Raw genomic sequence first — 22,307 nt, 5'->3', positions numbered from 1 at the left:
GCCCCCTGGTCCCCTCCACCTGGCTGCTGGTGGGCCTGGCCCGGGTGGAGATGGGTACCCACCAGAGGTTCACCGCCCTGCCGGCGGTGGGGGTGTGCCTGGTGATGGCCCTGGCGGCCATGGCGATGGGGGGGTTCTGAGGGCGCGGGGTAAGGGCGCTTGGAGTCCCTCAGAACTCCATGGACCTGTCCAGGCGAAGCACCCAGCCGGCTTCACCGGCCTTCAGCTTGTACTGGAGCTGCCGGATCTTCCCGGTGGGGCGGGCGTTGGCATCCCCCTCGCGATAGATTGGGAACCTCTGGATCAGGGTGCCCTCAACCACGGCGAATTCATCGTGGCCCATATAGCCCTTGGACAGGGTCGGGGAGTCCGCGACGGGCGGCAGGTAGATCGGGGTCACGGACTTTCCCTTGTTGACCGCGTAGCCCACCAGGCTGCCGTAACTCCCGCTACCGGCAGAGGTCACGTAGATGTAGATTTCGGGAAAGCCGTTGGCGTCGAGGTCGTCGATCTCCGCCCCTGAGACGGTGCCCTCGATCTCGGAGGTGATCGGCGCGGTCTGCTGGCTGAGCCCAGTCGGAACGATCTGGAGCGTGTTGATGGAACCTTCGTTGGTCGCCGTGATGTCGAAGGCAAAGCCCTGCATCTCCAGCCGCTTTGCGAAGGCCGGGCCGGCCTGCGCCGCCGACGCCGTCAGGAGGCCACACAGGGCGGCGCAGAGCGCGGTTGTTCTTGATCCTTGGGGCGACATTGCGGGCCTCCGTTCCTTGTGAGGTCCTCCGGTCGCCGTCCGATCGGGCATCGCCCACAACTAATCCTAGCATGACATCAGCCAGGTCACCTTCCCCGGCAGAGCGAAATCGCCTTCTCCCGCCTCCGCCTGGCGACTGCGCTTCGCGCCGGTAGGCGATCAAGCAATCCAGCCGGTTCCGAGGCTGTCCAGGGAGACTCCGACCAGGATGACCTGGTCGCCATTGCCCATGTCCACGACCACGTCGGCACCAACCTGGGTGATCGTGCGCGAAGGCCCGCCATCCAGCACCAGCCGGTCGCCCTCGGCGTAGTTGAAGTCGGTGATCCGGTCGATGGCCGCGCCGACCTGGCTGTGGAAGATGTCTGCACCGGTGCCGCCGCTGATCGTGTCGTTGCCCTTGTCGCCCCAGATCCAGTCGTCACCGGCGCCCCCCATGACGGAGTCATCGCCCTGGCCGCCCCGCACCCAGTCATTCCCGGCCCCGCCGTCGACCGTGTCATTGCCCATATTGCCGTAGACGATGTCGAAGGCCGCATCGCCGAAGATCAGGTCGTTGTCCTTGCCCCCGACGACCCAGTCCTCGCCGTCGTTCCCGTGCAGGGTGTCATTGCCCATGTTGCCGTTGATGTCGTCGAAGCCCGTGCCGCCGGACACCGAGTCGTCGCCGGCGTCGCCGCGCAGGTAGTTGGAGCCGGAGGAATCGATGAGGGTGTCATTGCCCTCTCCCCCGAAGGCGGTGTCGGCGCCAGCGCCTGAGGACAGGCGATTGTCGAGGGTGTTCCCGATCAGATTGTCATCACCGGACCCCGACAGGGCGTTCTCAATGTCCGTCCCCCGGGCGATGGCGACGTTGCCGCGATTGCCGCCGACGTCGGAGAAATGACCGGGAAGGAGATCGATCTTCTGATTCTGCGAGTATCCAGAGAAGTCAAAAGTATCGTTTCCACCTGCATCCCAAGCTGCAAATATCAATACTGAGGTTGAGCTGGTCGCCTGAAATGCTTGCCGATCGGAGTTCGAATTGAAACCGTATACGGTGTCACCCGTTCTCGTGGCCATATTTGGCCCATACAGCGCCTGAACTGCATAAATATCATCGAGGAGCGGGACCGAAGGATATTTTGTGCCTGGGATCGAAGATCCAGTATTTTCGCCGGAGAAATAACTCATAACTGTATATTGCGTAGAATCTTCGAAATAAGTTGCATCAAAATAGTAGGTGGTCGCTGTATCGTTGGCATTGTAGTTTCCGGGGTGCCTTAGCCCGATTGCATGACCAATCTCATGTACAAGTGTGAGGCCGCCATAGTTAGAACCTGTCGGTGATGTGAGGTAATAGTCGGAATTTTTTAACCAGACGTCTCCGGAAGTATCCGAGAATCCGAATTTATCGGCACCATCCGGATAAAAAGCGAATGCATATGTTTTACCGCCTAGAAAATTACCAAAGAGTATTGTCGCGGAATCCGAAAATGCGGCTTCACCTGTCTCTCCGGACCCCACCCTTAGAAAAGTGATTCCGGCGACATCTGACCACGACTTCAGGGCTATTTCAGTCTGCACAATTTGTTCGAAATTGAACCGGGAGAAGGCCTTGGTGTCGCCTGGCATTGTTCCCGGAGCCGCGGAGCGGAAGGCATAGGTCACCGTGACGGGCTGCCCGGCCATGCCCCAGGCGTACCCGCCTCGTGTGAGATTGTTCGCGGCCTGATCGATCGTAAAGCTGGTCTTGCCATTGGAAGACGCGCCCCCGCGTTGCTCCAGGTTGAGGTAGCTGTAGCCCTCTGCAGCACCGGGTTGCTCCCCGCGGAATTCGTCGGCCGGGCCGCCGAACCCCGGGGCCTGCACCGTCTTGGGGTCCACCTCCAGCGGCTGGAGGCTATCGTTGAACTCCCTGGTGAGGGTGTCTTCATGTCCACTGAGGGAAGGTCGCCACATCTGTCATGTCCGCGATTTGGGTTCAGGTCCTGAAGCCCCCAATCTGTTAGCGATCAGGATTTTGAGGTGAATTCAGTCTTAACTCTAAGGAGAGCACTGATCGTGTTCTTTGGCGATGGAATCCCTATCCAGACCCCGCGTTCTCACAACAAATTTTCGAATCTGTCCGGGATGTCGTCTTCAGGCGCGAAGTGAAAAGCGATCGCAGGGACCTGGGTCCCATTCAGATCGCGGTTCCGGGCTGGATATGTGACCCGGGCGAATGCCCCGTCGGCATCCGTAACGGCATCCCTTGCGGATCCCAGCCCCAATTGGTCCCTGGCCAGGGCGGCCAGTCTGAAGCCCGCTCCGACGGGGCATGGGCGAGAGCTTCGAAGCCGTGCTGAGTGCCTCCGGCTTCCCGTAACCGCTTCTTAAGCCCGCCCCACCGAGGCGTAGCGGAAGCCAAGGGCCCGGACGTCCTCGGGCTTGTAGATGTTGCGCAGGTCCACCAGCACGGGGGTGCGCATGAGGGCCTTCACGCGCTCCAGGTCGAGGGCGCGGAAGGGGTCCCATTCGGTGATGATGACCAGGACGTCGGCATACTCGGCGGCGGCGTAGGCGTCGGGGCGGAAGTCGACGCCGGGCAGGAGGTGGCGGGCCTCGGTCATGCCCTCGGGATCGAAGGCCTGGACCTTGGCGCCCAGGGCCTGGAGGGCGGGGAGGATGTCCAGGGACGGGGCGTCGCGCATGTCGTCGGTGTTGGGCTTGAAGGTCAGGCCCAGGACGCCGACCGTGCGGCCGGCCAAGTCGCCGTCGACGGCAGCGGCCACCTTGGCGGCCATGGCCTTCTTGCGGGCGTCGTTGACCGCCACGGTGGTCTCGATGAGGCGGACGGGCGAGCCGGCGTCGGTGGCCGTGCGCACCAGGGCCAGGGTGTCCTTGGGAAAGCAGGAGCCGCCATAGCCGGGGCCGGCGTTGAGGAACTTGCCACCGATGCGCTTGTCGAGGCCTATGCCCTTGGCCACCTGCTGGACGTCGGCGCCGACCGCCTCGCACAGGTCGGCCATCTCGTTGATGAAGGTGATCTTCATGGCGAGGAAGGCGTTGCCGGCATACTTGATCAGCTCGGAGGTGCGCCGCTCGGTGAACTGGATCGGCGTCTCATTGAGGAAGAGGGGCCGGTAGAGCTCGGTCATGACCGGTCGGGCGCGCTCGTCGTTCAGGCCCACCACCACGCGGTCGGGGCGCTTGAAGTCGTCGATGGCCGCGCCCTCGCGCAGGAATTCGGGGTTGGAGACCACGGCAAAGGCGGCGTCGGGCCGGCGCTCGCGGATGATGCGCTCGATCTCGTCCCCGGTGCCCACCGGGACGGTGGACTTGGTGACCACCACGGTGAAGCCCTCGATGAGGTCGGCGATCTCGGCTGCGGCGGCATGGACGTAGGACAGGTCGGCATGGCCGTCGCCCCGGCGCGAAGGCGTGCCCACGGCGATGAAGACCGCATCGGCGCCGCGCACGGCCTCGGCGGCCTCGGTGGTGAAGGCCAGGCGCCCGGCCTGGACGTTGCGGGCCACCAGGGTGTCGAGGCCAGGCTCGAAGATGGGCATGCGCCCGGCTTTCAGGCCCTCGATCTTGCCAGCGTCCTTGTCCATGCAGGTAACCTGGTGGCCGAAGTCGGCAAAGCAGGCGCCCGAGACGAGGCCCACATAGCCGGTGCCGATCATGACGACGTGCATGGCGCTCAGATCTCCTGGTTGTAGGCGCCGATCTCGGGGCGCCGGGCGAGCCGGGGTTTGACCTCTTCGTGGAAGAGGGCGCGCATGTCGTCTTCCGAGCGGGTGCTCTCGACCACGACGACAATCTCGGGCTTGTTGGAAGAGGCGCGGACCAGGACCCAGGAGCCGTCCTCCAGGGCCACCCGGACGCCGTTGACGGTGATCACCTCGGTGATAGCGCGACCGAGGATGCGGCCGCCGTCCCGGGCCAGGGCCTCGTACTCGGCGACAACGCCCTCAACCACGCCGTACTTGGTCTCGTCGGCGCAGCGGGGCGACATGGTCAGGCTGGTCCAGGCCTGGGGCAGGGCGTCCTTCAGCTGGGACAGGCTCTTGTCCGGGTTGCGGTCGAGCATGGCCAGGATGGCGGCGGCGGCGGTCAGGCCGCAGTCGTAGCCGCGCCCCAGGGGGGCATTGAAGAAGAAGTGGCCCGACTTCTCGAAGCCCGCCAGGGCGCCGATCTCGGCAGTCTTGCGCTTGATATAGCTGTGGCCAGTCTTCCAGTAGAGAGTCTTGGCCCCGTTGGCGGCCAGGACCGGGTCGGTGGCGAAGAGGCCCGTGGACTTCACGTCGACGATGAACTGGGCGTCCGGGTGCAGGCTGGAGAGGTCGCGGGCCAGCATGAGGCCGATCTTGTCGGCGAAGATCTCCTCCCCCGTATCGTCCACCACGCCGCAGCGGTCGCCGTCGCCGTCGAAGCCCAGGGCGAAGTCGGCGCCGAAGTCGCGCACAGCCTGGCCCATGGCCTTGAGCATTTCGTGGTCTTCGGGGTTGGGATTGTAGCGCGGGAAGGACCAGTCGAGGTCGCAGTCCATTTCGTAGACGACCGCCACGCCCATGCGGCGCAGGGCCTCGGGGGCAAAGGCGCCGGCCGTGCCGTTGCCGCAGGCGCAGACCACCCTGAGGGGCCGGTCGACATGGACCCGGGCGGAGACGTCGGCGATGTAGCGCCCGGCCACGCCGGGAACGTGCGTCAGGGTCCCGCCGGGGCGGACGACGCCCAGGCCGCCGAGGACAATCGCCTTCAGCCGGGCCATCTCGTCGGGGCCGAAGGTCAGGGGTGGGGAGACGCCCATCTTCACCCCCGTCCAGCCGTTCTCGTTGTGGCTGGCCGTGACCATGGCCACGGCGGGGGCGTCGAGGTCGAACTGGGCGAAATAGGCCATGGGGGAGAGGGACAGGCCGATGTCCAGCACCTCACAGCCGGCGGCCAGGAGGCCCAGGGTCAGGGCCTGCTTGATGGACTGGGAGTAGGAGCGGAAGTCGTGGCCGATGACGATGCGCTTCTGGCCAAGCTCGTGGATGTAGGTCCCAAGCCCCAGGCCCAGGGCCTCGATGCCCAGGAGGTTGATCTCGGAGCCGAACAGCCAGCGGGCGTCGTACTCGCGAAAGCCGGTGGGCTTCACGAGGGGCAGGTTTTCGTGGTCGGGGGTCTGCGGGACGAGATCAGCACGGGGAAGGGGCAGCATCGGCGCTCCAGTTCGATTCCGCCGCGCTCTTACGCCCTCAGGCCCGCGTCGGCCAGTGCGGGCGGATCACATCACCCCGGCGCGGAGCAGGTCATGGACATGCAGGATGCCCACCGGCCGGCCGGCGTCGAGGACGAAGAGCACGTTCACCGACGGGGGTGGATCGGTCATCAGGGCCAGGGCCTCGGACGCGAGCTGGTGCGGTGCAACCACCTTGTTGGGGCCGGGGGTCATGACCTGGCTGGCGGTGCGGTCCATCAGGCCGGTCATGTGGCGGCGCAGGTCGCCGTCGGTGATGACGCCGAGCAGGCGGCCGTCCGGGCCCAGGACGCCGACGCAGCCGAATCGCTTCTCGGTCATCACCAGCAGGGCCTCGGCCATGCCCGCGTCGGGACCCACCAGGGGAATCTCGCCGCCGGCGTGCATGAGGTCGCCCACCGTGCGCAGCATGGCGCCCAGCTTGCCGCCCGGGTGGAAGGTGCGGAAGTCGCCGGCGGTGAAGCCGCGCCGCTCCAGGAGGGCCACGGCGAGGGCGTCACCGAGGGCGATCTGCAGGGTGGTGGAGGTGGTGGGGGCGTTGACCTGGCCGGTCGCCTCCTCTGCGGTGGCCAGGGCCAGGACCACGTCGGCGGCCCGCCCGAGGGCGCTGTCGGCTGCGGCGGTCAGGGCGATGAGCGGAATCTCGAACCGCCGGGAATAGGCCAGGACGTCGGCCAGCTCGCGGTTCTCGCCGGACTTGGAGAGGGCCAGGATGACGTCGTCGCGGCTGATCATGCCGAGGTCGCCGTGGCTGGCCTCGTTGGCGTGGACGAAGGTGGCCGGGGCTCCGGTGGAGGCAAAGGTGGCGGCGATCTTGCGGGCCACGTGGCCGGACTTGCCGATTCCCGTGCAGATGACCCGGCCGCGGGCAGCGGCCAGGATGTCGACGGCCCGGGCAAAGTCTTCGCCGAGGGCCTCGGCCTGCAGCTCAAGGGCGCCGGCGGCCTGCCGCAGGACCCGGCGGCCAGCCTCGATGTCGGCGGCGGTCACGGCTTGGGCTCCGCAGGCGCCTGACCGGTACCCTCGGTGGCGGCCCGGGCGGCGGCAACGGCGTCGCGGGCCTTCTGCAGGCGGGCGTTGTTGACCTCGGCCTCCCGGCGCATGGCGGCCTGGACCTCGGGCCTTTGCTGGACGGGTAGCGAGCCGAAGGGGCCGGGCGAGCGCGCGCCCAGGCCCTGGGGCCAGACCAGGGCCAGGAGGATGAGGGCGGCGGCAACCAGGGCCAGGCCGGGATAGAAGACGCGGTCGGACATCTTCCCTACATACCGCCTTGAGAGCCCGGGGGCCACCAGCGACACGCGCCCGGCCTTGACGCCGCCCGAAGCCGGCCCTAGCCCGACCGGGACCCTGGATGGAGAGCCCTCATGCCCACCCTGATCCTGCTTCGACACGGCCAGAGCCAGTGGAACCTGGAGGACCGGTTCACCGGATGGGTGGATGTCGACCTGACCGCCGAGGGCGAGGCCCAGGCGCGAAAGGGTGGCCAACTGATGATGGCGGCCGGACTGCAGGTCGACCGGGCCTATAGCTCCGTCCTGACCCGGGCGATCCGGACCCTCTGGCTGGCCTTGGCGGCGGCGGGCCAGGCCTTCGTGCCCGAGACCAAGGACTGGCGGCTGAACGAGCGGCACTACGGCGGCCTGACCGGCCTGAACAAGACCGAGACCGCTGAGAAGCACGGCGCCGAGCAGGTGCGGATCTGGCGGCGGTCCTACGACACCCCGCCGCCGCCCCTGGCGCCCGGCGGCGAGTGGGACTTCTCCCGCGATCGCCGCTACGCCGGCCGCGTCCTGCCAGATACCGAGAGCCTGAAGACGACGCTGGAGCGGGTGGAACCCTACTGGACCGCCGAGATCGCGCCGAAGCTGGCGGCGGGCGAGACCGTGCTCGTGGCGGCCCACGGCAACTCGCTGCGGGCCATCGTCAAGCTGATCTGGGGCCTTTCCGCCGAGGGGATCATGGAGGTCGAGATCCCCACCTCGAACCCGCTGGTCATCGAACTGGACCCCGTCCTAAGGCCGATCTCCGCCCGCTACCTGGACGCCGACCGGGCCCAGCCCCTGCCGACCGCGCCTTGAACCGCGAGAGGGAAATCCAGGCCATGGGGCGGGCCATCGCCCTGGCCCGGCCCGGCGTGGGCCGGACGGGCGACAATCCCTCTGTCGGCTGCGTCATCCTCGGCCCGGAGGGGATCGTCGGCGAGGGTGCGACGGCCGACGGCGGCCGCCCCCATGCGGAGGATCTCGCCCTTTCCGCGGCGGGAGATGCGGCCCGCGGGGCCGTCGTACTGGTGACGCTGGAGCCCTGCGCCCGGCGCTCGGGGACGGGAATTTCCTGCACCGACCGTCTGATCGCCGCCGGCGTGCGCCGGGTGGTGATCGCCTGCACCGACGCCTCGGTCTTTGCCGCTGGGGAGGGCTCTGAACGCCTGAAGGCTGCGGGCGTCGAAGTGGTCACCGGACTGCTCGAGGCCGAGGCCCTGCCCCTCTACGCCGCCTACCGACCCGCAAGCCGCTCCTAAACCGTCCATTAATCGCTGTACGCCAGACTAGGCTCCACTCAGGGGGCCCTCGTCGAAGGCATGTCTCTGCCGCCCACACACCTGGACGACATTCCGACGCTCTCGCAGGCGGAAGCGGATGATATCTGCCGCAAGCACAAGCGCTTCATCTCCGGCCTTCCGAACGGACTGCGCGGCAACCTGTCCTGGCGAAACCTGTCGGGGCTCAAGCTGGCGGGGCGCGACCTGACGGGTGCGGACCTGACAGGTGCCCTCCTCTACGGCGCCAACCTGAAGGGAACCCAGCTCGACAATGCCAATCTCTACGGCGCTGACCTCCAGAACGCCGACCTGAGCAAGGCTTCCCTGCGGCGGGCCGACCTGAGGGGCGCCTGCCTGCGCAATGCAAACCTGACCCACGCGGATCTCTTCGAGGCCGACCTTCGGGAAGGCGCCATGGCATTTGGCGACCGGAAACTCGGCCTGCGCATGGTGGAGCATGTCCACCGGACGGAGGACGACCAGGGCCCGAACCTGAGCGGGGCCAATCTGGCGCGGTCCAAGCTTTCCGGCCTTGACGCCGTGCGCTCGGACTTCACAGGCGCTGTCCTGCGGGGTGCGTGTCTTGCGCGGGCCCAGCTCAAGCACTGTATCATGACCGGTGCCGACATGACCGGTGCAGACCTGGCCCAGGCCGACCTGAGGGGTGCCGACCTGCGCGACGTCATCTTGCTGGGTGCCAATACCCAGGCCTGGGATGTCAACAAGGCCGACCTGCGAGGGGCGCTGACGAATGATCCCGACGTTCAGGTCTCGGGCGAGGTCACTCTTGAGGTCCAGGTTCGCGAACATGCGCGCTGGTGCACCTCCGAAGGCACGGCGGGCACGCCCACGGTCTTCGATGGCGTTGACCTCCGGAACCTCAGGAACCTGCGGGGGTACAACTTGACCGCCATCTCTGCCCGGAAGGCCGTCTTCTATGGCCTCGACATGGAGGGTATCCAACTTCAGGGTGCCCGGCTCGAGGGGGCGGATCTTCGCGGCTGCAACCTCAGGCGCGCCGACCTCAGGGGTGCGCGGCTGACTGGCGCCCTGATGGCGGGGGCGGACCTCAGGTCGGCCCGGCTGGAGCCCCTGGTCCTGGAGGATAGCCGCCTGCTGCCCACCGACCTGACCTCAGCCGACCTCCGGCGGGTGAATTTCTCTGGCGCTGACCTGAGGGCGGCCATCCTCAATGATGTCGACCTCCGGCAGGCGGTCCTGACCGACGCCAACCTCAAGGACGCGCAGATGGCGTTCCGGGAAACCTTTGGCCTCAAGGGTGCCCATTAGCCGGAGCCGGCCCGAAAGCAGGGCGGGCGGCGCCTTGCAGCACCGCCCGCCGAAGTCCTTTGGCCGTGCCGCCGGTCAGGCGGCCTTCTCGCCCTCGATGAGGGGGCTGGAGGCGGTGGCGATCTCGATGCGGCGAGGCTTTAGGGCCTCGGGCAGTTCGCGACGGAGCGAGACCGAGAGCAGGCCGTCCGACAGCCGGGCGTCGGTGACCACGACGTAGTCCGCAAGCTGGAACCGACGTTCGAAGTCGCGCTCGGCCAGGCCGCGGTGCAGGAACCGGCGCTCGGCGTCGTTGGCCGTCTTGCGGCCCTGGACCGTGAGCAGGTTCTCCTTCACCTCGACATTCAGCTCTTCCGAGCGGAAGCCGGCGACGGCGATCTCGATTCGGTAGGCGTCTTCGTCGGTCCGCTCGATGTTGTAGGGCGGGTAGCCGGAGGCCTGGTCGACCGTCGCGGTCTCCAGGATCTGTGCCAGGCGGTCGAAGCCGACCACGGAGCGATAGAGGGGGGAAAAGTCGATCGTACGCATGGGAGTTACATCCTTCTTGAGCAAGCAAGGTTGCGGTTTCAGGGTTGGGTCGTGCGTGCGCCGAAGCCTCACGCCACCCAAAAGGCCCGGCCATCCGGCGCCTTCGAGTGAGAGATGGGCACCGTCACCGGCGGTTCAAGAACCCCCGCCCGTGTCGAAATGTTTACAATTTTGAATTGCAACGTCATTCAATGCAGGGGGGAGGACGCCAAATGGATGGACTTGCGGAACTGACTGAAAAGGTGCGCGGGCACTTTCAGGCTGGCGGCGCGGGCCTGGACCGCTCGATTCGCCTGGATCTGCGCGGAGAGGGTGTCATCCGGGTGGAGGGCACCGAGGTCAGCAATACGCTGGATCCGGCGGACCTGGTGATCAGCGTCAGCCGCAAGGACCTGGAGGCCCTCGGCCGCGGGGACCTGAACCCGATGTCCGCAGTCATCACGGGACGGCTCAAGGTCTCGGACATGGGACTGGCCATGTCGCTCATGCCCCAGGTCAAGTCGCTGATCGAAGCCCGAAAAGGAGATGCCTGACATGGACCGTTCAGCTCCCCTGACCGAACTTCCGGATTCGCCCATTCCGCCCAATGGCGGGGCGGAGTGGTTCGAGGGCGGGGATGGCGCGCCCCTCCGGGCGGCGCTCTTCCATCCGCCCGGCCAGATCCGCGGGTCGGTGATCCTGTCCACGGGTCGCACCGAACCCATCGAGAAGTATTTCGAGGTGGTCTGCGACCTCCAGACCCGAGGCTTCGTGGTTCTGGTGAACGAGTGGCGAGGGCAGGGGCTTTCGTATCGCGAACTGCCGGACCGCCTCAAGGGCCACGCGTCCGGCCTTGAGCCCTACCTTTCCGACTATAGCGCGCTGCTCAACGCCTTCGAGGACCGCCTGCCAAAGCCCTGGATCGCCATTGGCCATTCCATGGGCGGCTGCCTGACCCTGACCGCCATGGTGCGCGGCCTCGCGCCCCGCTTCGTCGGCACGGTGTTGAGTGCCCCCATGCTGGGCCTGCGCGTTCCCCTTTTCACCCGCCTTGTGGTCGCCTACCGGATGATGACGGGACATGAGGAAGATTGGGTTCAGCCGCCGAGCGACCCGGTCAACGAGCCCTTCGAGGGCAATGTCCTCACTCATGACCCGGTGCGCTTCAAGCGGGCAAAGGACCTGCTCCGCGCCAATCCCGACCTTGCCCTCTCGTCGCCGACCTGGGGGTGGTTGGACTTCGCCCTGCGCGCGTCGCACTGGGTGTCCCGGGACCGGAACATCTGTCGTCTCATGTTGCCGGTCATCATCGTCTCCGCCGGGCAGGACCAGTTGGTGAAGAACGCCGCCCAGGAGAAGGTCGCGGGCTTTCTACCCTATGGCGTCTTCGCTCCGATCGCCGGTGCGGAGCATGAGATCCTCATGGAGACCGACCCGATCCGCCGCCTGTTCTGGGAAAACTTCGACGGCCTGGCAGGCCGGGTGGCGCCCAAACGCTAGATCCTGTTCCGATAAGTGGGAACCGGTTATCGGATCGAAACAGGATCTAGTCGGCGGCAGGCTCGAGTAAGGGCAGGGCTTCCTCCAGGCAGGACCGGTCGCCTGCAATGGCGATCTGGCCACCCTTGCGGCCGATGGGCTGGCCGTTCCAGTCCGTCACCACGCCGCCGGCCCCGGCCAGAAGCGGGACCGCCGCCTCGATGTCCCAGCATTTGCAGGCCCGGGACTCCACCACGAGGTCAATGCAGCCTGCGGCAACCATGGCGTAGGCGTAGGCGTCACATCCCAGTCGGGTCAGCCGCGCCGCCGCCCGGACCTTTTCCCATGCGGCCCTCTCATCCGTCTCGAAATAGGCCGCAGGATCTGTGGAGGCGATGGTCGCCTCGGAAAGACCGAAGCAGGAACGCACCCGGAGCGGTCGGCTCTCACCGCCCCTGACCAGGCGGGATCCAGTGGGAGACCCCACAAACACCTCCCCCAAATAGGGTTGGCCTATGGTCGACAGGACCGGCTCTCCAAGCCAACGCAGGCTGATCAGGGTGGTCCAGACGGGAAGCCCGGCGATGAAGGCCCGGGTACCGTCAACAGGGTCCAGAACCCAGACGAATTCCTGCTCGGGACGGTCCTCCCCGTATTCCTCTCCGATCACGCCATGCTCTGGAAAGACCTCGGCGAGCCGTTGGCGGATAGCCGCCTCTGCGCCCCGGTCCGCCATGGTGACAGGATCGAAACCGGCGTCTCCACCCTTATCCTCGAGGCCATGCTCCGCCCGGAAGAGGGGCAGGATCACGTCTGCGGAAACCCGGTTGAGATCGAGGATCAGCGGGTCGAGGACCTGGAGGCGTTCGGGAGAGAGCATGTGCCGATCTAGCGCTAACCCTCGAGGATTGTAAGGTGCCGAGGGTCGCTGGAATCCGGGAGGCCCTCAAAGAAGCTGGACAGTGGCGTCTGCATCGCCCGGGCGATCTTCCAGAGCCGCGAGGCGGCAATGCGGTTGGCTCCGCTTTCGTACTTCTGGATCTGCTGGAAGCGAACGCCGCAGGCCTCGGCCAGGTGGTGCTGGGTCATTCCAAGTTCCCGGCGCCGGCGCCGGATCGCCTGACCCAGGTGAGCGTCGATCACAGCATCCGGCGACCGTGTTCCAATCGTCATGTCCTGGCCCTTGTCATGACGTCGTCCCCGGGATGCGGCTCCCGGTTCGCGTTCCAAAATGGGACTTCCTTGCCAGGACGAGCAAACCCTGGGCCAGAGTGCGGATTGGCGCCCGCATCGGCGCTGGTCTAGTCTTGGGCGTGGCGGACCCATCGCAATCTTCCCTGCTCCAGGACCTGGCCTGGCGCCTCGAGGCCCTGGCCTTCGATGCGGTGACCCTTCTCGCGCGGAGCTTCCCGATCGACGCCGTCTCGGATTTCGGCGCGACCCTTGTCGGGTGGCTGGGGCCCCTGACCTCAACGAACCGGGTGGTGGAGACCAATATCCGGATCGCATTTCCCGATCTGGACGACGCCGGGGTCGACCGGCTCGTGAAGGCGCAGTGGCGCGCCCTGGGGCGCTGGGCGGCGGAATTCCCGATCCTCGACAAGATCATCGCCGATCCCGGGCGGGTGGAGGTGGTCAATGGCGAGCGGCTTGCCGCCATCGCCGGCGGTGCGGAGAGCGTCGTCTTCATTTCGGGACACTTTTCGTCGATGGAGATCATGCCGGCGGTAATCATCCAGGCGGGGATCACCTGCCAGATCACCTACCGGGCTACCAACAATCCCCATGTCGACGCCCGCATCCGGAAGAGCCGGTTCCGCTATGGCGTCCGCCTGTTTGCGCCCAAGGGCGGAGACGGTGCCCGGGAGCTGATCCGGGCCCTGGCGCGGGGGGAGTGCGTGGCCCTGATGAACGACCAGAAGTTCAACGGCGGGGTCCTGGCACCGCTCTTCGGCGTCGACTGCCATACGGCTCCGGGCCCCTCGAGCTTTGCCCTTCGCTTCGGGATCCCCCTGACGCCCATGTCGGTCCAGAGGGTGGAGAAGGCTCGCTTCCAGGTGATCGTCCACGAGGACATCCACCTTGAGGAGACCGGCGATCGCAATGCCGACATCGACGCCGGCGTCCGGCGGGTGAACGCCTTCATGGAGGACCGCATCCGGGATCGGCCGGAGGAGTGGTTCTGGGTCCACAAGCGCTGGCCGAACGACATCTACCGTCGCCAGAAGGCCCGAAGGTTCGTGGGGGCCTGAAGACTCAGGGGGGCTGAAGGTTCAGGCGGGCGCCCGGACCCCGAGCAGCAGGGTCGGGTCCAGATGGCGGTCCCGCCACTTCATCCGCCAGCAGAGGTGAGGCCCGGTCGCCCGGCCCTCCATCCCGACCGCGCCGATGACCTCACCGCGCTCGACGTGCTGGCCCGGCCGGACGCCAAGCCGGGACTGGTGCAGGTAGGCGGTGACCAGGCCCTGGCCGTGGTCGATCATCGTCAGCCCGCCCTCGTAGTGGAGTCCGGTCTCGGCAAAGCAGACCCGCCCGGGCGCCGGAGCCAGGATCGGCGTTCCCTTGGGCGCGGCGAGGTCGGCGCCGAAGTGCGGGGTCATGGGCTGACCGTTGAGGATGCGCTGGCCTCCAAAGCGGCCGGACACCCGATAGGTCTTTAGGGGCGGGGAAAATCCCCCGGCGAAATCGTCGGATTCGACCCGGCTGGCCCATCCCTTCGCCTTGCGTTCTGACTCCGCAGCGATTTTGGCGAGCAGGGCCTCGCCTTCCGGCTTCACCTGCTGGGGCGGCAGGCCATTGATGCGCTGGATGTCAAAGCCGCCCGGCGCCACGGCAAGCTGCCGCTCGGCGGTCCGCCCATCCGCCAGGGTTGCCGTGACCTTCGCCGTTGCGGGGCTGTCCCGGTCCAGGCCCACCAGGAAGAGGCCTGCAGGGGAGGCGATGCCCGCCTCACGGCCGTCGATCCGGATCCGGGCGCCGGGAGCGGTCCGGCCGATGAGGGTTCCACCCTGGCGGAGGGCTCCGGCCAGATGAATGTCCAGTCCTGCGGCGCGGGCGGCGACCGGGGCGGCAAGACTGAAGGCGAGGGCACCGCCCAGGACAGTGCGCCGGTCAGCGGAGACAGTCAGGGGTTGCGCTCCCGCCAGCGAGCCAGGGCTTCGCCCGGTCCAGCATAGGCCTCCTGGAACTCCGCGCTCCAGTAGCGCAGGGCCTCCAGGGGAATCCTCAAGCCCGAGACAGAGCAAAGCACGAAGCGTCCTGGACGAACGATCGTGAAGTCGCCATCGCCGTAATGGATGATGGCGAGGTCCTGGCCGCCGGAGGTGTCGGGCGCGTTCATGCTCCCACTCTAGCTTTCCAGGGCGCAGGCGGGAAGGCGCCCGATCAGAAGAGATCGCCTTGCCGGGGCCGGGCGGCCGCAGGCTCGATCACCGCCCCCCGCTCGATGTCTGCGAAGACCAGTTGGACGGGATCTCCTGGCTGCAGGCTCGCGCCCTCGCGGACCAGTCGCCCATCAGCGTGGTGGACCCGGGCGAAACCGCGGTTCAGGGGCGCGCTGGGATCTGCGGACTTCAGCCGGGCGCCGAGGCTCTCGAGCCGCTCGGTGGACCGGGCAAGGCCGCGGGACAGAGCCGGCCCCAGCCGAACAAACAGGCCGTTGAGCCGCTCGGTCTGGAGCTCCCGGGGCCTGTGCAGGAGTCCAGGCCTGAGACGGCCGCCCACGCGGGCCAGGCGGGTTTCATGGACGCCGACATTCCGGGTCAGGGCGGCGCCGAGCCGGTTCCGGGCCAGGCCCAGCCTCTGCTCGGCCAGCTCCACCTGGTCCGGGACGCGGGCAAGACTGCGCCCCAGGACCTCAAGCCGGCCCCTCCGGTCCTCCACCAGCCGGCCGCCCATCCGGTGCATGCGGCCGGAAAGGTCTGCCAGTCCGGCCCGGAGCTCGGAGAGGACGGGCGTGGCGAACTCTGCGGCCGCCGTCGGGGTCGGCGCGCGTCGGTCCGAGACGAAATCGATGAGGGTGGTGTCGGTCTCGTGGCCGACGGCTGAGATCAGGGGAATGCGGCTGGCGGCGACCGTGCGCACAAGGGCTTCGTCATTGAAGGGCCAGAGGTCCTCGACCGAGCCCCCGCCCCGGGCGACGATGACCACGTCCGGACGGGGAACCGCCCCGCCGGGCTCCAGGGCGTCGAATCCCCGCACCGCTGCGGCCACCTGGGCGGCGGCGGCGTCGCCCTGGACCACCACCGGCCAGACCAGGACCTGGCAGGGCCACCGGTCCCGGATCCTGTGCAGTATGTCCCGGATGACCGCCCCCGTGGGGGATGTGATCACCCCCACCACCCGGGGGTAGGCCGGCAGAGGGGACTTGCGGGCGGCCTCGAAGAGCCCCTCCGTGGCGAGCCTGGCCTTGAGCCGCTCCAGCTGGGCGAGGAGGGCGCCGACCCCCGCCGCCGTCATGCTCTCGATGACGATCTGGTACCGGGAGCCCTGCGGGTAGGTGGTGATCCGGCCGGTCACCACGACTTCCAGGCCCTGCTCGGGGCGGACGCTGAGATTGCGGACAGAGCCCTTCCACACGACCCCGTCGATCACCGCCCGCTCGTCCTTGAGCGAGAGATAGACATGGCCATTCGAGTGGAAGGTCACCTTGGACAGTTCGCCCCTGAGGCGGACAAACCCGTAGCGGTCCTCAAGGGTGCTCTTGAGGGCGAAGGCGAGTTCCGAGACGGAATAGGGCCGTGCGTTGTCCGAATCGTCCGCGCTGGCTTCAGGTGTGAGATCGCTCATGTCCGGAAAGGGACGCGCCGGACGACGTCAAGGCAAGCCCCAAGGCTGGCTTTCGATCGCGACGCGCCCCCCATCCCCAACGGATGCCGGACCTAGATGTAGCGCCGGAGGCTGCGGGCCAGTTCGTTGGGCCCCGAGCGCTTCTTCGTCTGGGCCGGTTGGTAGGCGACCCGGGCGTGCTCGACGCAGTAGGGGCTGTCCGAGGCCCTGCGGCCGCAGAAGGTGAATTCGTCGCTGGACGGGTCACCGATGGGCCACTTGCACATGTGGGCGCCCAGGGTGAGGACGGTCGCGACCCCCGGTGCCTCGTCTATGTAGCGGACGGGGGGCTGCGGGGCCGTCGCCGCTGTCGTCATGGCTGGCTGCGAGATCCGGCGCGGCGCGGCCGGGGCGGCGGCTGGACGCGCGGCGCGCGGGGCCTTGAAGACCGGACGCGCAGGCTTCGACGGGGCGGCGCGACCCGAGAGCCCCAGTCGGTGTACCTTGCCGATCACGGCATTACGGGTCACCCCGCCCAGCTGCTTTGCGATCTGGCTGGCGGACAAACCGTCCTGCCAGAGTTTCTTCAGCAGTTCGACACGTTCGTCTGTCCAGCCCATGGTTCGCTCCACCATCCTGTCCGGGTCTCGCGCCAAGCGCCGCCGGGATCAACATCTTGTTCCGGAGCCTTCACCCAACCGCCTCCGTCCACCACATATCGTAACGCGGACTGCCAAGACCACAACTGGCGCCACAGCGTCCATCCACAGAAACAATATATAGATTTCTCGGCGTTGGGGGGGCTGAGCCTCAGATCGCGCAGGCGGATCGGTGTCTCGATCCGGCGCGGCAGCACGCCGGCGGTGCCTTTGCGCCAGGGCGTCGGGTTCGACGAGGGGCTGTTGGGACACGGGCACCTGGGACCTGGCCGGGCAGGTCGAGGCTCGTCCCGCCCCGGGAGACGGCAAGGTCCGACGTGACCGCTTGCGTCCTTTGGCCTCCCGGCGCAAACCTGAGCCATGACTGATGCTGTGCTTCCCTCGTCCCCACCCACTCCACCGGAACCGAGGTCCTACCCCGGCGTGAACTGGGCCGGATTCCGGACCCTCTACCGCCGGGAGATCATGCGCTTCTGGAAGGTGGGCATACAGACCCTGGCCGCCCCTGTGGTGACATCGCTGCTCTACATGATGGTCTTCGTCGTGGCGGCGAAGGGGGCCAGCCCGCCAGTCCGCGGCTACAACTACGGTGCCTTTGTCGCGCCGGGCCTGATCATGATGTCGATCCTCAACAACGCCTTCGCCAACTCGTCCTCTTCCCTCCTGCAGGCGAAGATGAACGGCCTGATCGGCGATTTCCTGACCCCGCCCCTGAGCCCGATCGAGCACGTAGCCGCCTTCGGCCTGGGTGCCGCGACCCGGGGGGTGATGGTCGGGGCCGTGACGGCGGCCGTCGTCGCCCCCTTCGCCCACCTGCCGGTGAGCCACCCCTGGGCCATCCTCTATTTCGGCCTGGGAGCGGCCCTGATCCTGGGCCTGCTGGGCGTCATGGGTGGCCTGTGGAGCGAGAAGTTCGACAACATGGCTGTGGTGACCAACTTCATCATCATGCCCCTGACCTTCCTGTCCGGGACCTTCTACCTGGTCGAGCGCCTGCCGGAGCCCTTTCGGACGTTCAGCCACTTCAACCCCTTCTTCTACCTGATCGACGGGTTCCGATACGGATTCCTGGGATCCGCCGAGGGCTCGGTCCTGGCGGGCGCCGTGATGACTGCCGGACTGGTCCTGGCCTTGGCCAGCGCCTGCCTGTGGATGTTTGACACCGGCTACAAGATCAAGAGCTGAGCCCCGCCAACGTTGACATTCCGGTCCTTCCGAAGGAGAGGGTTTAAACTTCCAATCCCCGTCGTTCTGCGGCGGGGACCTTACGTTTTGGAGGGTTCCCGATCGTGACCCAGAAGACGCAGCCCGAGGGCCTCAACGTTCCCGCCGACCACCTGATGGGCGTGTACAACCGCACGCCCCTGGCGTTCGAGCGAGGCGAGGGCGTGCGTCTCTACACGACCGACGGTGAAGCCTATCTGGACGCCCTGGCGGGGATTGCCGTCAACGCCCTGGGCCACTCCCACCCCAAGCTGATCGCGGCCCTCAAGGCCCAGGCGGACAAGCTCTGGCACGTCTCGAACATCTTCACGATTCCCGAGCAGACCAAGTTGGCCTCGGCCCTGACGGATGCCACCTTTGCTGACGTGGTCTTCTTCACCAATTCGGGGACCGAGGCGGTAGAATGCGCCATCAAGACGGCGCGCAAGTTCCACTGGGCCCGGGGCCAGGAGGCGCGGATCGATATCATCGGCTTCGACGGCTCGTTCCACGGCAGGACCCTGGCGGCGGTGAACGCCTCGGGCAATCCCAGCTATCTGGAGGGCTTCGGTCCCCGCATGCCGGGCTTCCTCCAGCTGGAATTCGGCGACCACGAGGCCCTGAAGGCGGCCCTCGCCTCGCCGACCACCGCGGCGGTGATCCTGGAGCCTGTGCAGGGCGAGGGCGGTGCCCGTTCGGTTCCCGACTCCTGCCTGCGTGAACTGCGCGCCCTGTGCGACCAGTACGGCGTGCTGATGATCCTCGACGAGGTCCAGTGCGGCTTCTCGCGTACGGGCAAGCTCTTCGCCCATGAGTGGGCCGGGATCGAGCCCGACATCATGGCCGTAGCCAAGGCCCTGGGCGGGGGCTTCCCCATCGGGGCCTGCCTGGCCACCGCCCGGGCGGCCGCAGGGATGACGCCCGGCTCCCATGGCTCGACCTATGGCGGCAACCCCCTGGCCATGGCGGTGGGCCTGGCGGCGGTTCAGGAGCTGTGCTCGCCGGCCCTGCTGGACCATGTCGCCGAGGTCTCCGGCTATTTCACCCAGCAGCTGGAGGGCCTTCAGGCGCGCAACCCGGACGTGATCGAGGAGATCCGCGGCCGGGGCCTGCTGATCGGCCTGAAGCTCAAGACCCCCAACCGCGACTTCATGCAGCACGCCCGGGACGAGAAGCTGCTCATCGCCGGCGGCGGCGACAACTGCGTGCGGCTCCTGCCGCCCCTGGTCATCTCGGTCGACGAGGTGCGCGAGGTGGTGGAGAAGCTTGAGCGGGCCTGCGCCCGCGCCCGCGGCGCCTGAGGCGGCCCGCCATGCCGCCCGAGGAGGGAGCCATGAACCCCGCCGTCCGTCACTTCCTGGACCTATGGTCCCTGGAGGCTGCGACCCTTCGCCAGATTCTTGATGACGCGGCGGCCCGCAAGGCCGCGCGCGTCGGCTGGACCCAGGGGCGCGTCGACGCGGACGCACCCGCCCGTGAGCGCACCCTGGCCATGATCTTCGAGAAGAACTCGACGCGGACGCGGTTCTCGTTCGATGCGGCCATGCGCCAGTTGGGCGGAGACGTGATCATCTCAACGGCCGCCGACATGCAGCTGGGCCGGGGCGAGACCATCGCCGACACCGCCCGGGTCCTGTCCCGAATGGTCGACGCCGTCATGCTCAGGTCGAACCGCCACACCGACCTCGAGGACCTGGCCGCCCACTGCGCCGTGCCGGTCATCAACGGCCTGTCGGACACCGGCCATCCCTGCCAGATCCTGGCCGACCTGATGACTTTCGAGGCCCATCGCGGCCCGGTCGCGGGGCGGACCCTGGCCTGGGTGGGCGATGGCAACAATGTCTGCGCCAGCTTCATCCATGCTGCGCCCCTGCTGGGCTACCGTCTCAACATCGCCTGCCCGGAAGACTATGCCCCTGACCCGGCGGACCTGGCGCGGGCAGCGTCCCTGCAGGGCCAGGTCTCGGTCACCCGGGACCCCCGAGAGGCCGTCGCCGGGGCCGACTGCGTGATCACCGACACCTGGGTCTCCATGGGGGACACCGACAAGGCCGAGCGCATGGCGGCCCTGGCGCCCTTCCAGGTGGACGAGGCCCTCATGGGCCTGGCCCACCGCGAGGCGGTCTTCCTGCACTGCCTGCCCGCCCACCGGGAGGAGGAGGTGACTTCCGCCGTGATCGACGGACCCCGGTCGCGGATCTGGGAGGAGGCCGAGAACCGGATCCACGCCCAGAAGTCGGTCCTGGCCTGGTGCTTTGGCGCGATATGAGCGGCGGGATATCCCTGCAGGTGGTCGACGAGGACCGCGTCTTTCCCTTCCAGATCGAGGGCGAGGCGGTGCGCGGCCGGCTCGTTCGCCTGGGCGGTGCGGTGGACGAGATCCTGTCGGCCCACAACTATCCGGATCTGGTCGCCAACCTGCTGGGCGAGACCTGTGCCCTGGCCGCCCTGGTGGGCTCGAACCTGAAGTTCGAGGGCCGGTTGATCGTCCAGGCCCAGGGGAATGGGCCGGTCCGCTACGTGGTCTGCGACTACGATACCGCCGGAACCCTTAGGGGCTATTGCCGCTTCGACCCCGAGGCGATCGCCATCCTCGCCGCCGGCTTCCAGCGCCCTGGCGCCCGGACCCTGCTGGGCGACGGCCTCTTCATGATGACGGTGGACCAGGGCCCCGACATGGACCGCTATCAGGGGGTGACGGCCATCGAGGGCGAGACCCTGGCCCTCTGCGCCGAGCAGTACTTCGCCCAGTCCGAGCAGACGCCGACGCGAGTCCGGCTGGCGGTGGGGCAGGCCGACCTCGGGGAGGGTCCCCGGTGGCGGGCTGGCGGCGTCCTGATCCAGAACATCGCCGGCGACGACGCCCGGGGCTCCACCGAGGAGCCCTGGCGGCGCACCGAGGCCCTGTTCGAGACCCTCGGCGAGGATGAACTCATCGACCCCCTCCTGCCCGCCGGCGAGCTCCTATTCCGCCTCTTCCACGAGGACGGCGTGCGTGTCTTCGACCCCCAGGCGCTCATGGCCGCCTGCCGCTGCTCACAGACGCGGATCCTCGGCCTGCTGGCCTCGTTCAGCGCCGAGGAGCGCCAGGACATGGTGGAGGCGGATGGCCGGATCCGGGTGTCCTGCGAGTTTTGCTCGCGGGTCTACGAGGCCCTGCCTTCGGATCTGGACGGAGACGGCGCCTGACTCGGTGACGCCGGTTCCCACCCGCGGATTTCGGCGCCATGCTGCCTTCCCAAGGAACGGGAGGACGCCATGACCCTGCACACCAAGCTCTGTGACCTTCTCGGGGTGAAGCATCCCGTCATGCTGGCCGGTATGGGCGGGGTCTCCTATGCCGAGCTCGCCGCCGCTGTGACCAATGCCGGCGGCTATGGCGTGCTGGGCATGGCCGGCCAGGGGCCGGATTTCATCCGCGACCAGATGCGCAAGGTACGCAGCCTGACCGATGGCCCCTTTGGCGTCGACCTGCTGGCCGCCTCGCCGGAGAGCCTGACCGCCGCCGTTGACGTGATTATCCAGGAGGGTGCCTCGTCCTTCGTGGCGGGCCTGGGCATACCCATGCCGATCCTGGACAAGCTCAAGGCGGCGGGCCTCACGGTCATGGTGGTCTGCGGCGCGGTGAAGCATGCCGTCAAGGCCGAGCAGGCGGGCTGCGATGCGGTCATCTGCCAGGGTGGCGAGGGCGGGGGGCATACCGGCCTGGTCGGCGGCCTGCCCCTGATCGCCCAGACGGTGGAGGCGGTGAAGATTCCGGTGGTCGGCGCCGGCGGCATCTATGACGGCCGGGGCCTGGCTGCCGTCCTGGCCCTGGGGGCGGTGGGGGTCTGGGTCGGTACCCGTTTCATCGCCTCCCCCGAGGCCCACGCCGGCGACCTCTACCGGCAGACCATCGTGGAG

General features: G+C 67.6%; 24 protein-coding genes. 11 read left to right on the top strand and 13 right to left on the bottom strand.

Annotation, left to right across the window (positions count from 1 at the left end; all coding sequences use genetic code 11):
• Nucleotides 1–169: 169 nt before the first annotated feature.
• From WCJ52_RS03460 to WCJ52_RS03435, 6 genes are all read right to left on the bottom strand, one after another.
• Nucleotides 170–751 (bottom strand): hypothetical protein, encoded by a 582-nt coding sequence (locus WCJ52_RS03460; protein WP_336901905.1) that lies wholly within the window; start codon nt 749–751, stop codon nt 170–172.
• Between the two features lie 159 nt (nt 752–910).
• Nucleotides 911–2,692 (bottom strand): M10 family metallopeptidase C-terminal domain-containing protein, encoded by a 1,782-nt coding sequence (locus tag WCJ52_RS03455; RefSeq protein WP_336901904.1) that lies wholly within the window; start codon nt 2,690–2,692, stop codon nt 911–913.
• 413 nt (nt 2,693–3,105) lie between these two features.
• The gene (locus WCJ52_RS03450) at nt 3,106–4,410 is read right to left on the bottom strand and encodes a UDP-glucose/GDP-mannose dehydrogenase family protein (RefSeq protein ID WP_336901903.1); all 1,305 of its coding nucleotides are present in this window, start codon (nt 4,408–4,410) and stop codon (nt 3,106–3,108) included.
• 5 nt (nt 4,411–4,415) lie between these two features.
• The gene (locus WCJ52_RS03445) at nt 4,416–5,918 is read right to left on the bottom strand and encodes a phosphomannomutase/phosphoglucomutase (RefSeq protein WP_336901902.1); all 1,503 of its coding nucleotides are present in this window, start codon (nt 5,916–5,918) and stop codon (nt 4,416–4,418) included.
• Between the two features lie 66 nt (nt 5,919–5,984).
• The gene (locus tag WCJ52_RS03440; protein WP_336901901.1) at nt 5,985–6,947 is read right to left on the bottom strand and encodes a KpsF/GutQ family sugar-phosphate isomerase; all 963 of its coding nucleotides are present in this window, start codon (nt 6,945–6,947) and stop codon (nt 5,985–5,987) included.
• Nucleotides 6,944–7,210: a hypothetical protein gene (locus WCJ52_RS03435; protein WP_336901900.1), complete on the bottom strand. Its 267-nt coding sequence runs from the start codon at nt 7,208–7,210 to the stop codon at nt 6,944–6,946. Before WCJ52_RS03435 ends, WCJ52_RS03440 begins: the two co-directional genes overlap by 4 nt.
• Nucleotides 7,211–7,321: 111 nt before the next feature.
• Here WCJ52_RS03435 and gpmA point away from each other — a divergent pair, with 111 nt between their 5' ends.
• The 3 genes from gpmA to WCJ52_RS03420 are packed head-to-tail and all read left to right on the top strand — an operon-like array spanning nt 7,322 to nt 9,789.
• Nucleotides 7,322–8,035 carry a 2,3-diphosphoglycerate-dependent phosphoglycerate mutase gene (gene gpmA, locus WCJ52_RS03430; RefSeq protein WP_336901899.1) on the top strand — a complete coding sequence of 238 codons (714 nt, stop codon included), beginning with the start codon at nt 7,322–7,324 and terminating at the stop codon, nt 8,033–8,035.
• Nucleotides 8,032–8,478, top strand: a complete 447-nt coding sequence (locus WCJ52_RS03425; RefSeq protein WP_336901898.1) for a bifunctional diaminohydroxyphosphoribosylaminopyrimidine deaminase/5-amino-6-(5-phosphoribosylamino)uracil reductase RibD — start codon at nt 8,032–8,034, stop codon at nt 8,476–8,478. Before gpmA ends, WCJ52_RS03425 begins: the two co-directional genes overlap by 4 nt.
• A gap of 60 nt (nt 8,479–8,538) precedes the next feature.
• The gene (locus WCJ52_RS03420) at nt 8,539–9,789 is read left to right on the top strand and encodes a pentapeptide repeat-containing protein (RefSeq protein WP_336901897.1); all 1,251 of its coding nucleotides are present in this window, start codon (nt 8,539–8,541) and stop codon (nt 9,787–9,789) included.
• Nucleotides 9,790–9,864: 75 nt separating this feature from the next.
• Here WCJ52_RS03420 and WCJ52_RS03415 read toward each other — a convergent pair whose 3' ends face one another.
• Nucleotides 9,865–10,317: an Hsp20 family protein gene (locus tag WCJ52_RS03415; protein ID WP_336901896.1), complete on the bottom strand. Its 453-nt coding sequence runs from the start codon at nt 10,315–10,317 to the stop codon at nt 9,865–9,867.
• 212 nt (nt 10,318–10,529) lie between these two features.
• On the opposite strand from WCJ52_RS03415, the gene WCJ52_RS03410 reads away from it, so the two are divergent.
• Nucleotides 10,530–10,850 carry an SCP2 sterol-binding domain-containing protein gene (locus WCJ52_RS03410; protein WP_336901895.1) on the top strand — a complete coding sequence of 107 codons (321 nt, stop codon included), beginning with the start codon at nt 10,530–10,532 and terminating at the stop codon, nt 10,848–10,850.
• 1 nt (nt 10,851) lies between these two features.
• On the top strand, nt 10,852–11,796 hold the full coding sequence (locus tag WCJ52_RS03405) for an alpha/beta hydrolase (RefSeq protein WP_336901894.1): 945 nt from the start codon (nt 10,852–10,854) through the stop codon (nt 11,794–11,796).
• Between the two features lie 46 nt (nt 11,797–11,842).
• On the opposite strand, the gene hisN is transcribed toward WCJ52_RS03405, so the two are convergent.
• The gene (gene hisN, locus WCJ52_RS03400) at nt 11,843–12,655 is read right to left on the bottom strand and encodes a histidinol-phosphatase (protein ID WP_336901893.1); all 813 of its coding nucleotides are present in this window, start codon (nt 12,653–12,655) and stop codon (nt 11,843–11,845) included.
• Nucleotides 12,656–12,669: 14 nt separating this feature from the next.
• The gene (locus WCJ52_RS03395; RefSeq protein WP_336901892.1) at nt 12,670–12,948 is read right to left on the bottom strand and encodes a helix-turn-helix transcriptional regulator; all 279 of its coding nucleotides are present in this window, start codon (nt 12,946–12,948) and stop codon (nt 12,670–12,672) included.
• Nucleotides 12,949–13,088: 140 nt separating this feature from the next.
• Here WCJ52_RS03395 and WCJ52_RS03390 point away from each other — a divergent pair, with 140 nt between their 5' ends.
• A complete protein-coding gene (locus WCJ52_RS03390; protein WP_336901891.1) occupies nt 13,089–14,027 on the top strand; it encodes a lysophospholipid acyltransferase family protein in 939 nt (312 codons plus the stop codon).
• A 21-nt stretch (nt 14,028–14,048) separates the two neighbouring features.
• On the opposite strand, the gene WCJ52_RS03385 is transcribed toward WCJ52_RS03390, so the two are convergent.
• The 4 genes from WCJ52_RS03385 to WCJ52_RS03370 all read right to left on the bottom strand — a co-directional run bounded on the left by WCJ52_RS03385 (nt 14,049) and on the right by WCJ52_RS03370 (nt 17,162).
• Nucleotides 14,049–14,690, bottom strand: coding sequence for a M23 family metallopeptidase (locus WCJ52_RS03385; RefSeq protein ID WP_336901890.1), 642 nt, complete (start codon nt 14,688–14,690; stop codon nt 14,049–14,051).
• Nucleotides 14,691–14,899: 209 nt separating this feature from the next.
• Complete coding sequence (locus WCJ52_RS03380) at nt 14,900–15,115, bottom strand: DUF2093 domain-containing protein (RefSeq protein ID WP_336901889.1); 216 nt, start codon at nt 15,113–15,115, stop codon at nt 14,900–14,902.
• A 44-nt stretch (nt 15,116–15,159) separates the two neighbouring features.
• Nucleotides 15,160–16,563 (bottom strand): exodeoxyribonuclease VII large subunit, encoded by a 1,404-nt coding sequence (gene xseA / locus WCJ52_RS03375; protein ID WP_336901888.1) that lies wholly within the window; start codon nt 16,561–16,563, stop codon nt 15,160–15,162.
• Between the two features lie 92 nt (nt 16,564–16,655).
• Nucleotides 16,656–17,162 carry a GcrA family cell cycle regulator gene (locus WCJ52_RS03370; RefSeq protein ID WP_336901887.1) on the bottom strand — a complete coding sequence of 169 codons (507 nt, stop codon included), beginning with the start codon at nt 17,160–17,162 and terminating at the stop codon, nt 16,656–16,658.
• Nucleotides 17,163–17,561: 399 nt separating this feature from the next.
• Here WCJ52_RS03370 and WCJ52_RS03365 point away from each other — a divergent pair, with 399 nt between their 5' ends.
• From WCJ52_RS03365 to WCJ52_RS03345, 5 genes are all read left to right on the top strand, one after another.
• Nucleotides 17,562–18,386, top strand: coding sequence for an ABC transporter permease (locus WCJ52_RS03365; protein ID WP_336901886.1), 825 nt, complete (start codon nt 17,562–17,564; stop codon nt 18,384–18,386).
• A 155-nt stretch (nt 18,387–18,541) separates the two neighbouring features.
• Complete coding sequence (locus WCJ52_RS03360) at nt 18,542–19,705, top strand: aspartate aminotransferase family protein (RefSeq protein WP_336901906.1); 1,164 nt, start codon at nt 18,542–18,544, stop codon at nt 19,703–19,705.
• A 32-nt stretch (nt 19,706–19,737) separates the two neighbouring features.
• Complete coding sequence (gene argF / locus WCJ52_RS03355; RefSeq protein ID WP_336901885.1) at nt 19,738–20,673, top strand: ornithine carbamoyltransferase; 936 nt, start codon at nt 19,738–19,740, stop codon at nt 20,671–20,673.
• Nucleotides 20,670–21,593, top strand: a complete 924-nt coding sequence (locus WCJ52_RS03350) for an Hsp33 family molecular chaperone (RefSeq protein ID WP_336901884.1) — start codon at nt 20,670–20,672, stop codon at nt 21,591–21,593. Before argF ends, WCJ52_RS03350 begins: the two co-directional genes overlap by 4 nt.
• A gap of 69 nt (nt 21,594–21,662) precedes the next feature.
• Nucleotides 21,663–22,307 (top strand): nitronate monooxygenase (locus tag WCJ52_RS03345; RefSeq protein ID WP_336901883.1); only part of this gene is annotated, 645 nt, incomplete at its 3' end.

The sequence above is a fragment of the Phenylobacterium sp. genome (genome assembly GCF_037138395.1).
In the GTDB taxonomy this organism is placed as follows: Bacteria; Pseudomonadota; Alphaproteobacteria; order Caulobacterales; family Caulobacteraceae; genus Phenylobacterium.
This window is presented reverse-complemented; position numbering and strand designations above follow the sequence as displayed.

Bases quoted from the DNA above. Each gene is read 5' to 3' on its own strand.
- WCJ52_RS03455 (WP_336901904.1), bottom strand. From the start codon at position 2,692: ATGTGGCGACCTTCCCTCAGTGGACATGAAGACACCCTCACCAGGGAG.
- WCJ52_RS03380 (WP_336901889.1), bottom strand. From the start codon at position 15,115: ATGAACGCGCCCGACACCTCCGGCGGCCAGGACCTCGCCATCATCCAT.
- WCJ52_RS03360 (WP_336901906.1), top strand. From the start codon at position 18,542: ATGGGCGTGTACAACCGCACGCCCCTGGCGTTCGAGCGAGGCGAGGGC.
- WCJ52_RS03445 (WP_336901902.1), bottom strand. From the start codon at position 5,918: ATGCTGCCCCTTCCCCGTGCTGATCTCGTCCCGCAGACCCCCGACCAC.
- WCJ52_RS03350 (WP_336901884.1), top strand. From the start codon at position 20,670: ATGAGCGGCGGGATATCCCTGCAGGTGGTCGACGAGGACCGCGTCTTT.
- WCJ52_RS03420 (WP_336901897.1), top strand. From the start codon at position 8,539: ATGTCTCTGCCGCCCACACACCTGGACGACATTCCGACGCTCTCGCAG.
- WCJ52_RS03395 (WP_336901892.1), bottom strand. From the start codon at position 12,948: ATGACGATTGGAACACGGTCGCCGGATGCTGTGATCGACGCTCACCTG.
- WCJ52_RS03405 (WP_336901894.1), top strand. From the start codon at position 10,852: ATGGACCGTTCAGCTCCCCTGACCGAACTTCCGGATTCGCCCATTCCG.
- WCJ52_RS03410 (WP_336901895.1), top strand. From the start codon at position 10,530: ATGGATGGACTTGCGGAACTGACTGAAAAGGTGCGCGGGCACTTTCAG.
- WCJ52_RS03365 (WP_336901886.1), top strand. From the start codon at position 17,562: ATGACTGATGCTGTGCTTCCCTCGTCCCCACCCACTCCACCGGAACCG.
- xseA (WP_336901888.1), bottom strand. From the start codon at position 16,563: ATGAGCGATCTCACACCTGAAGCCAGCGCGGACGATTCGGACAACGCA.
- WCJ52_RS03435 (WP_336901900.1), bottom strand. From the start codon at position 7,210: ATGTCCGACCGCGTCTTCTATCCCGGCCTGGCCCTGGTTGCCGCCGCC.
- gpmA (WP_336901899.1), top strand. From the start codon at position 7,322: ATGCCCACCCTGATCCTGCTTCGACACGGCCAGAGCCAGTGGAACCTG.
- WCJ52_RS03450 (WP_336901903.1), bottom strand. From the start codon at position 4,410: ATGCACGTCGTCATGATCGGCACCGGCTATGTGGGCCTCGTCTCGGGC.
- WCJ52_RS03460 (WP_336901905.1), bottom strand. From the start codon at position 751: ATGTCGCCCCAAGGATCAAGAACAACCGCGCTCTGCGCCGCCCTGTGT.
- argF (WP_336901885.1), top strand. From the start codon at position 19,738: ATGAACCCCGCCGTCCGTCACTTCCTGGACCTATGGTCCCTGGAGGCT.
- WCJ52_RS03415 (WP_336901896.1), bottom strand. From the start codon at position 10,317: ATGCGTACGATCGACTTTTCCCCCCTCTATCGCTCCGTGGTCGGCTTC.
- WCJ52_RS03370 (WP_336901887.1), bottom strand. From the start codon at position 17,162: ATGGGCTGGACAGACGAACGTGTCGAACTGCTGAAGAAACTCTGGCAG.
- hisN (WP_336901893.1), bottom strand. From the start codon at position 12,655: ATGCTCTCTCCCGAACGCCTCCAGGTCCTCGACCCGCTGATCCTCGAT.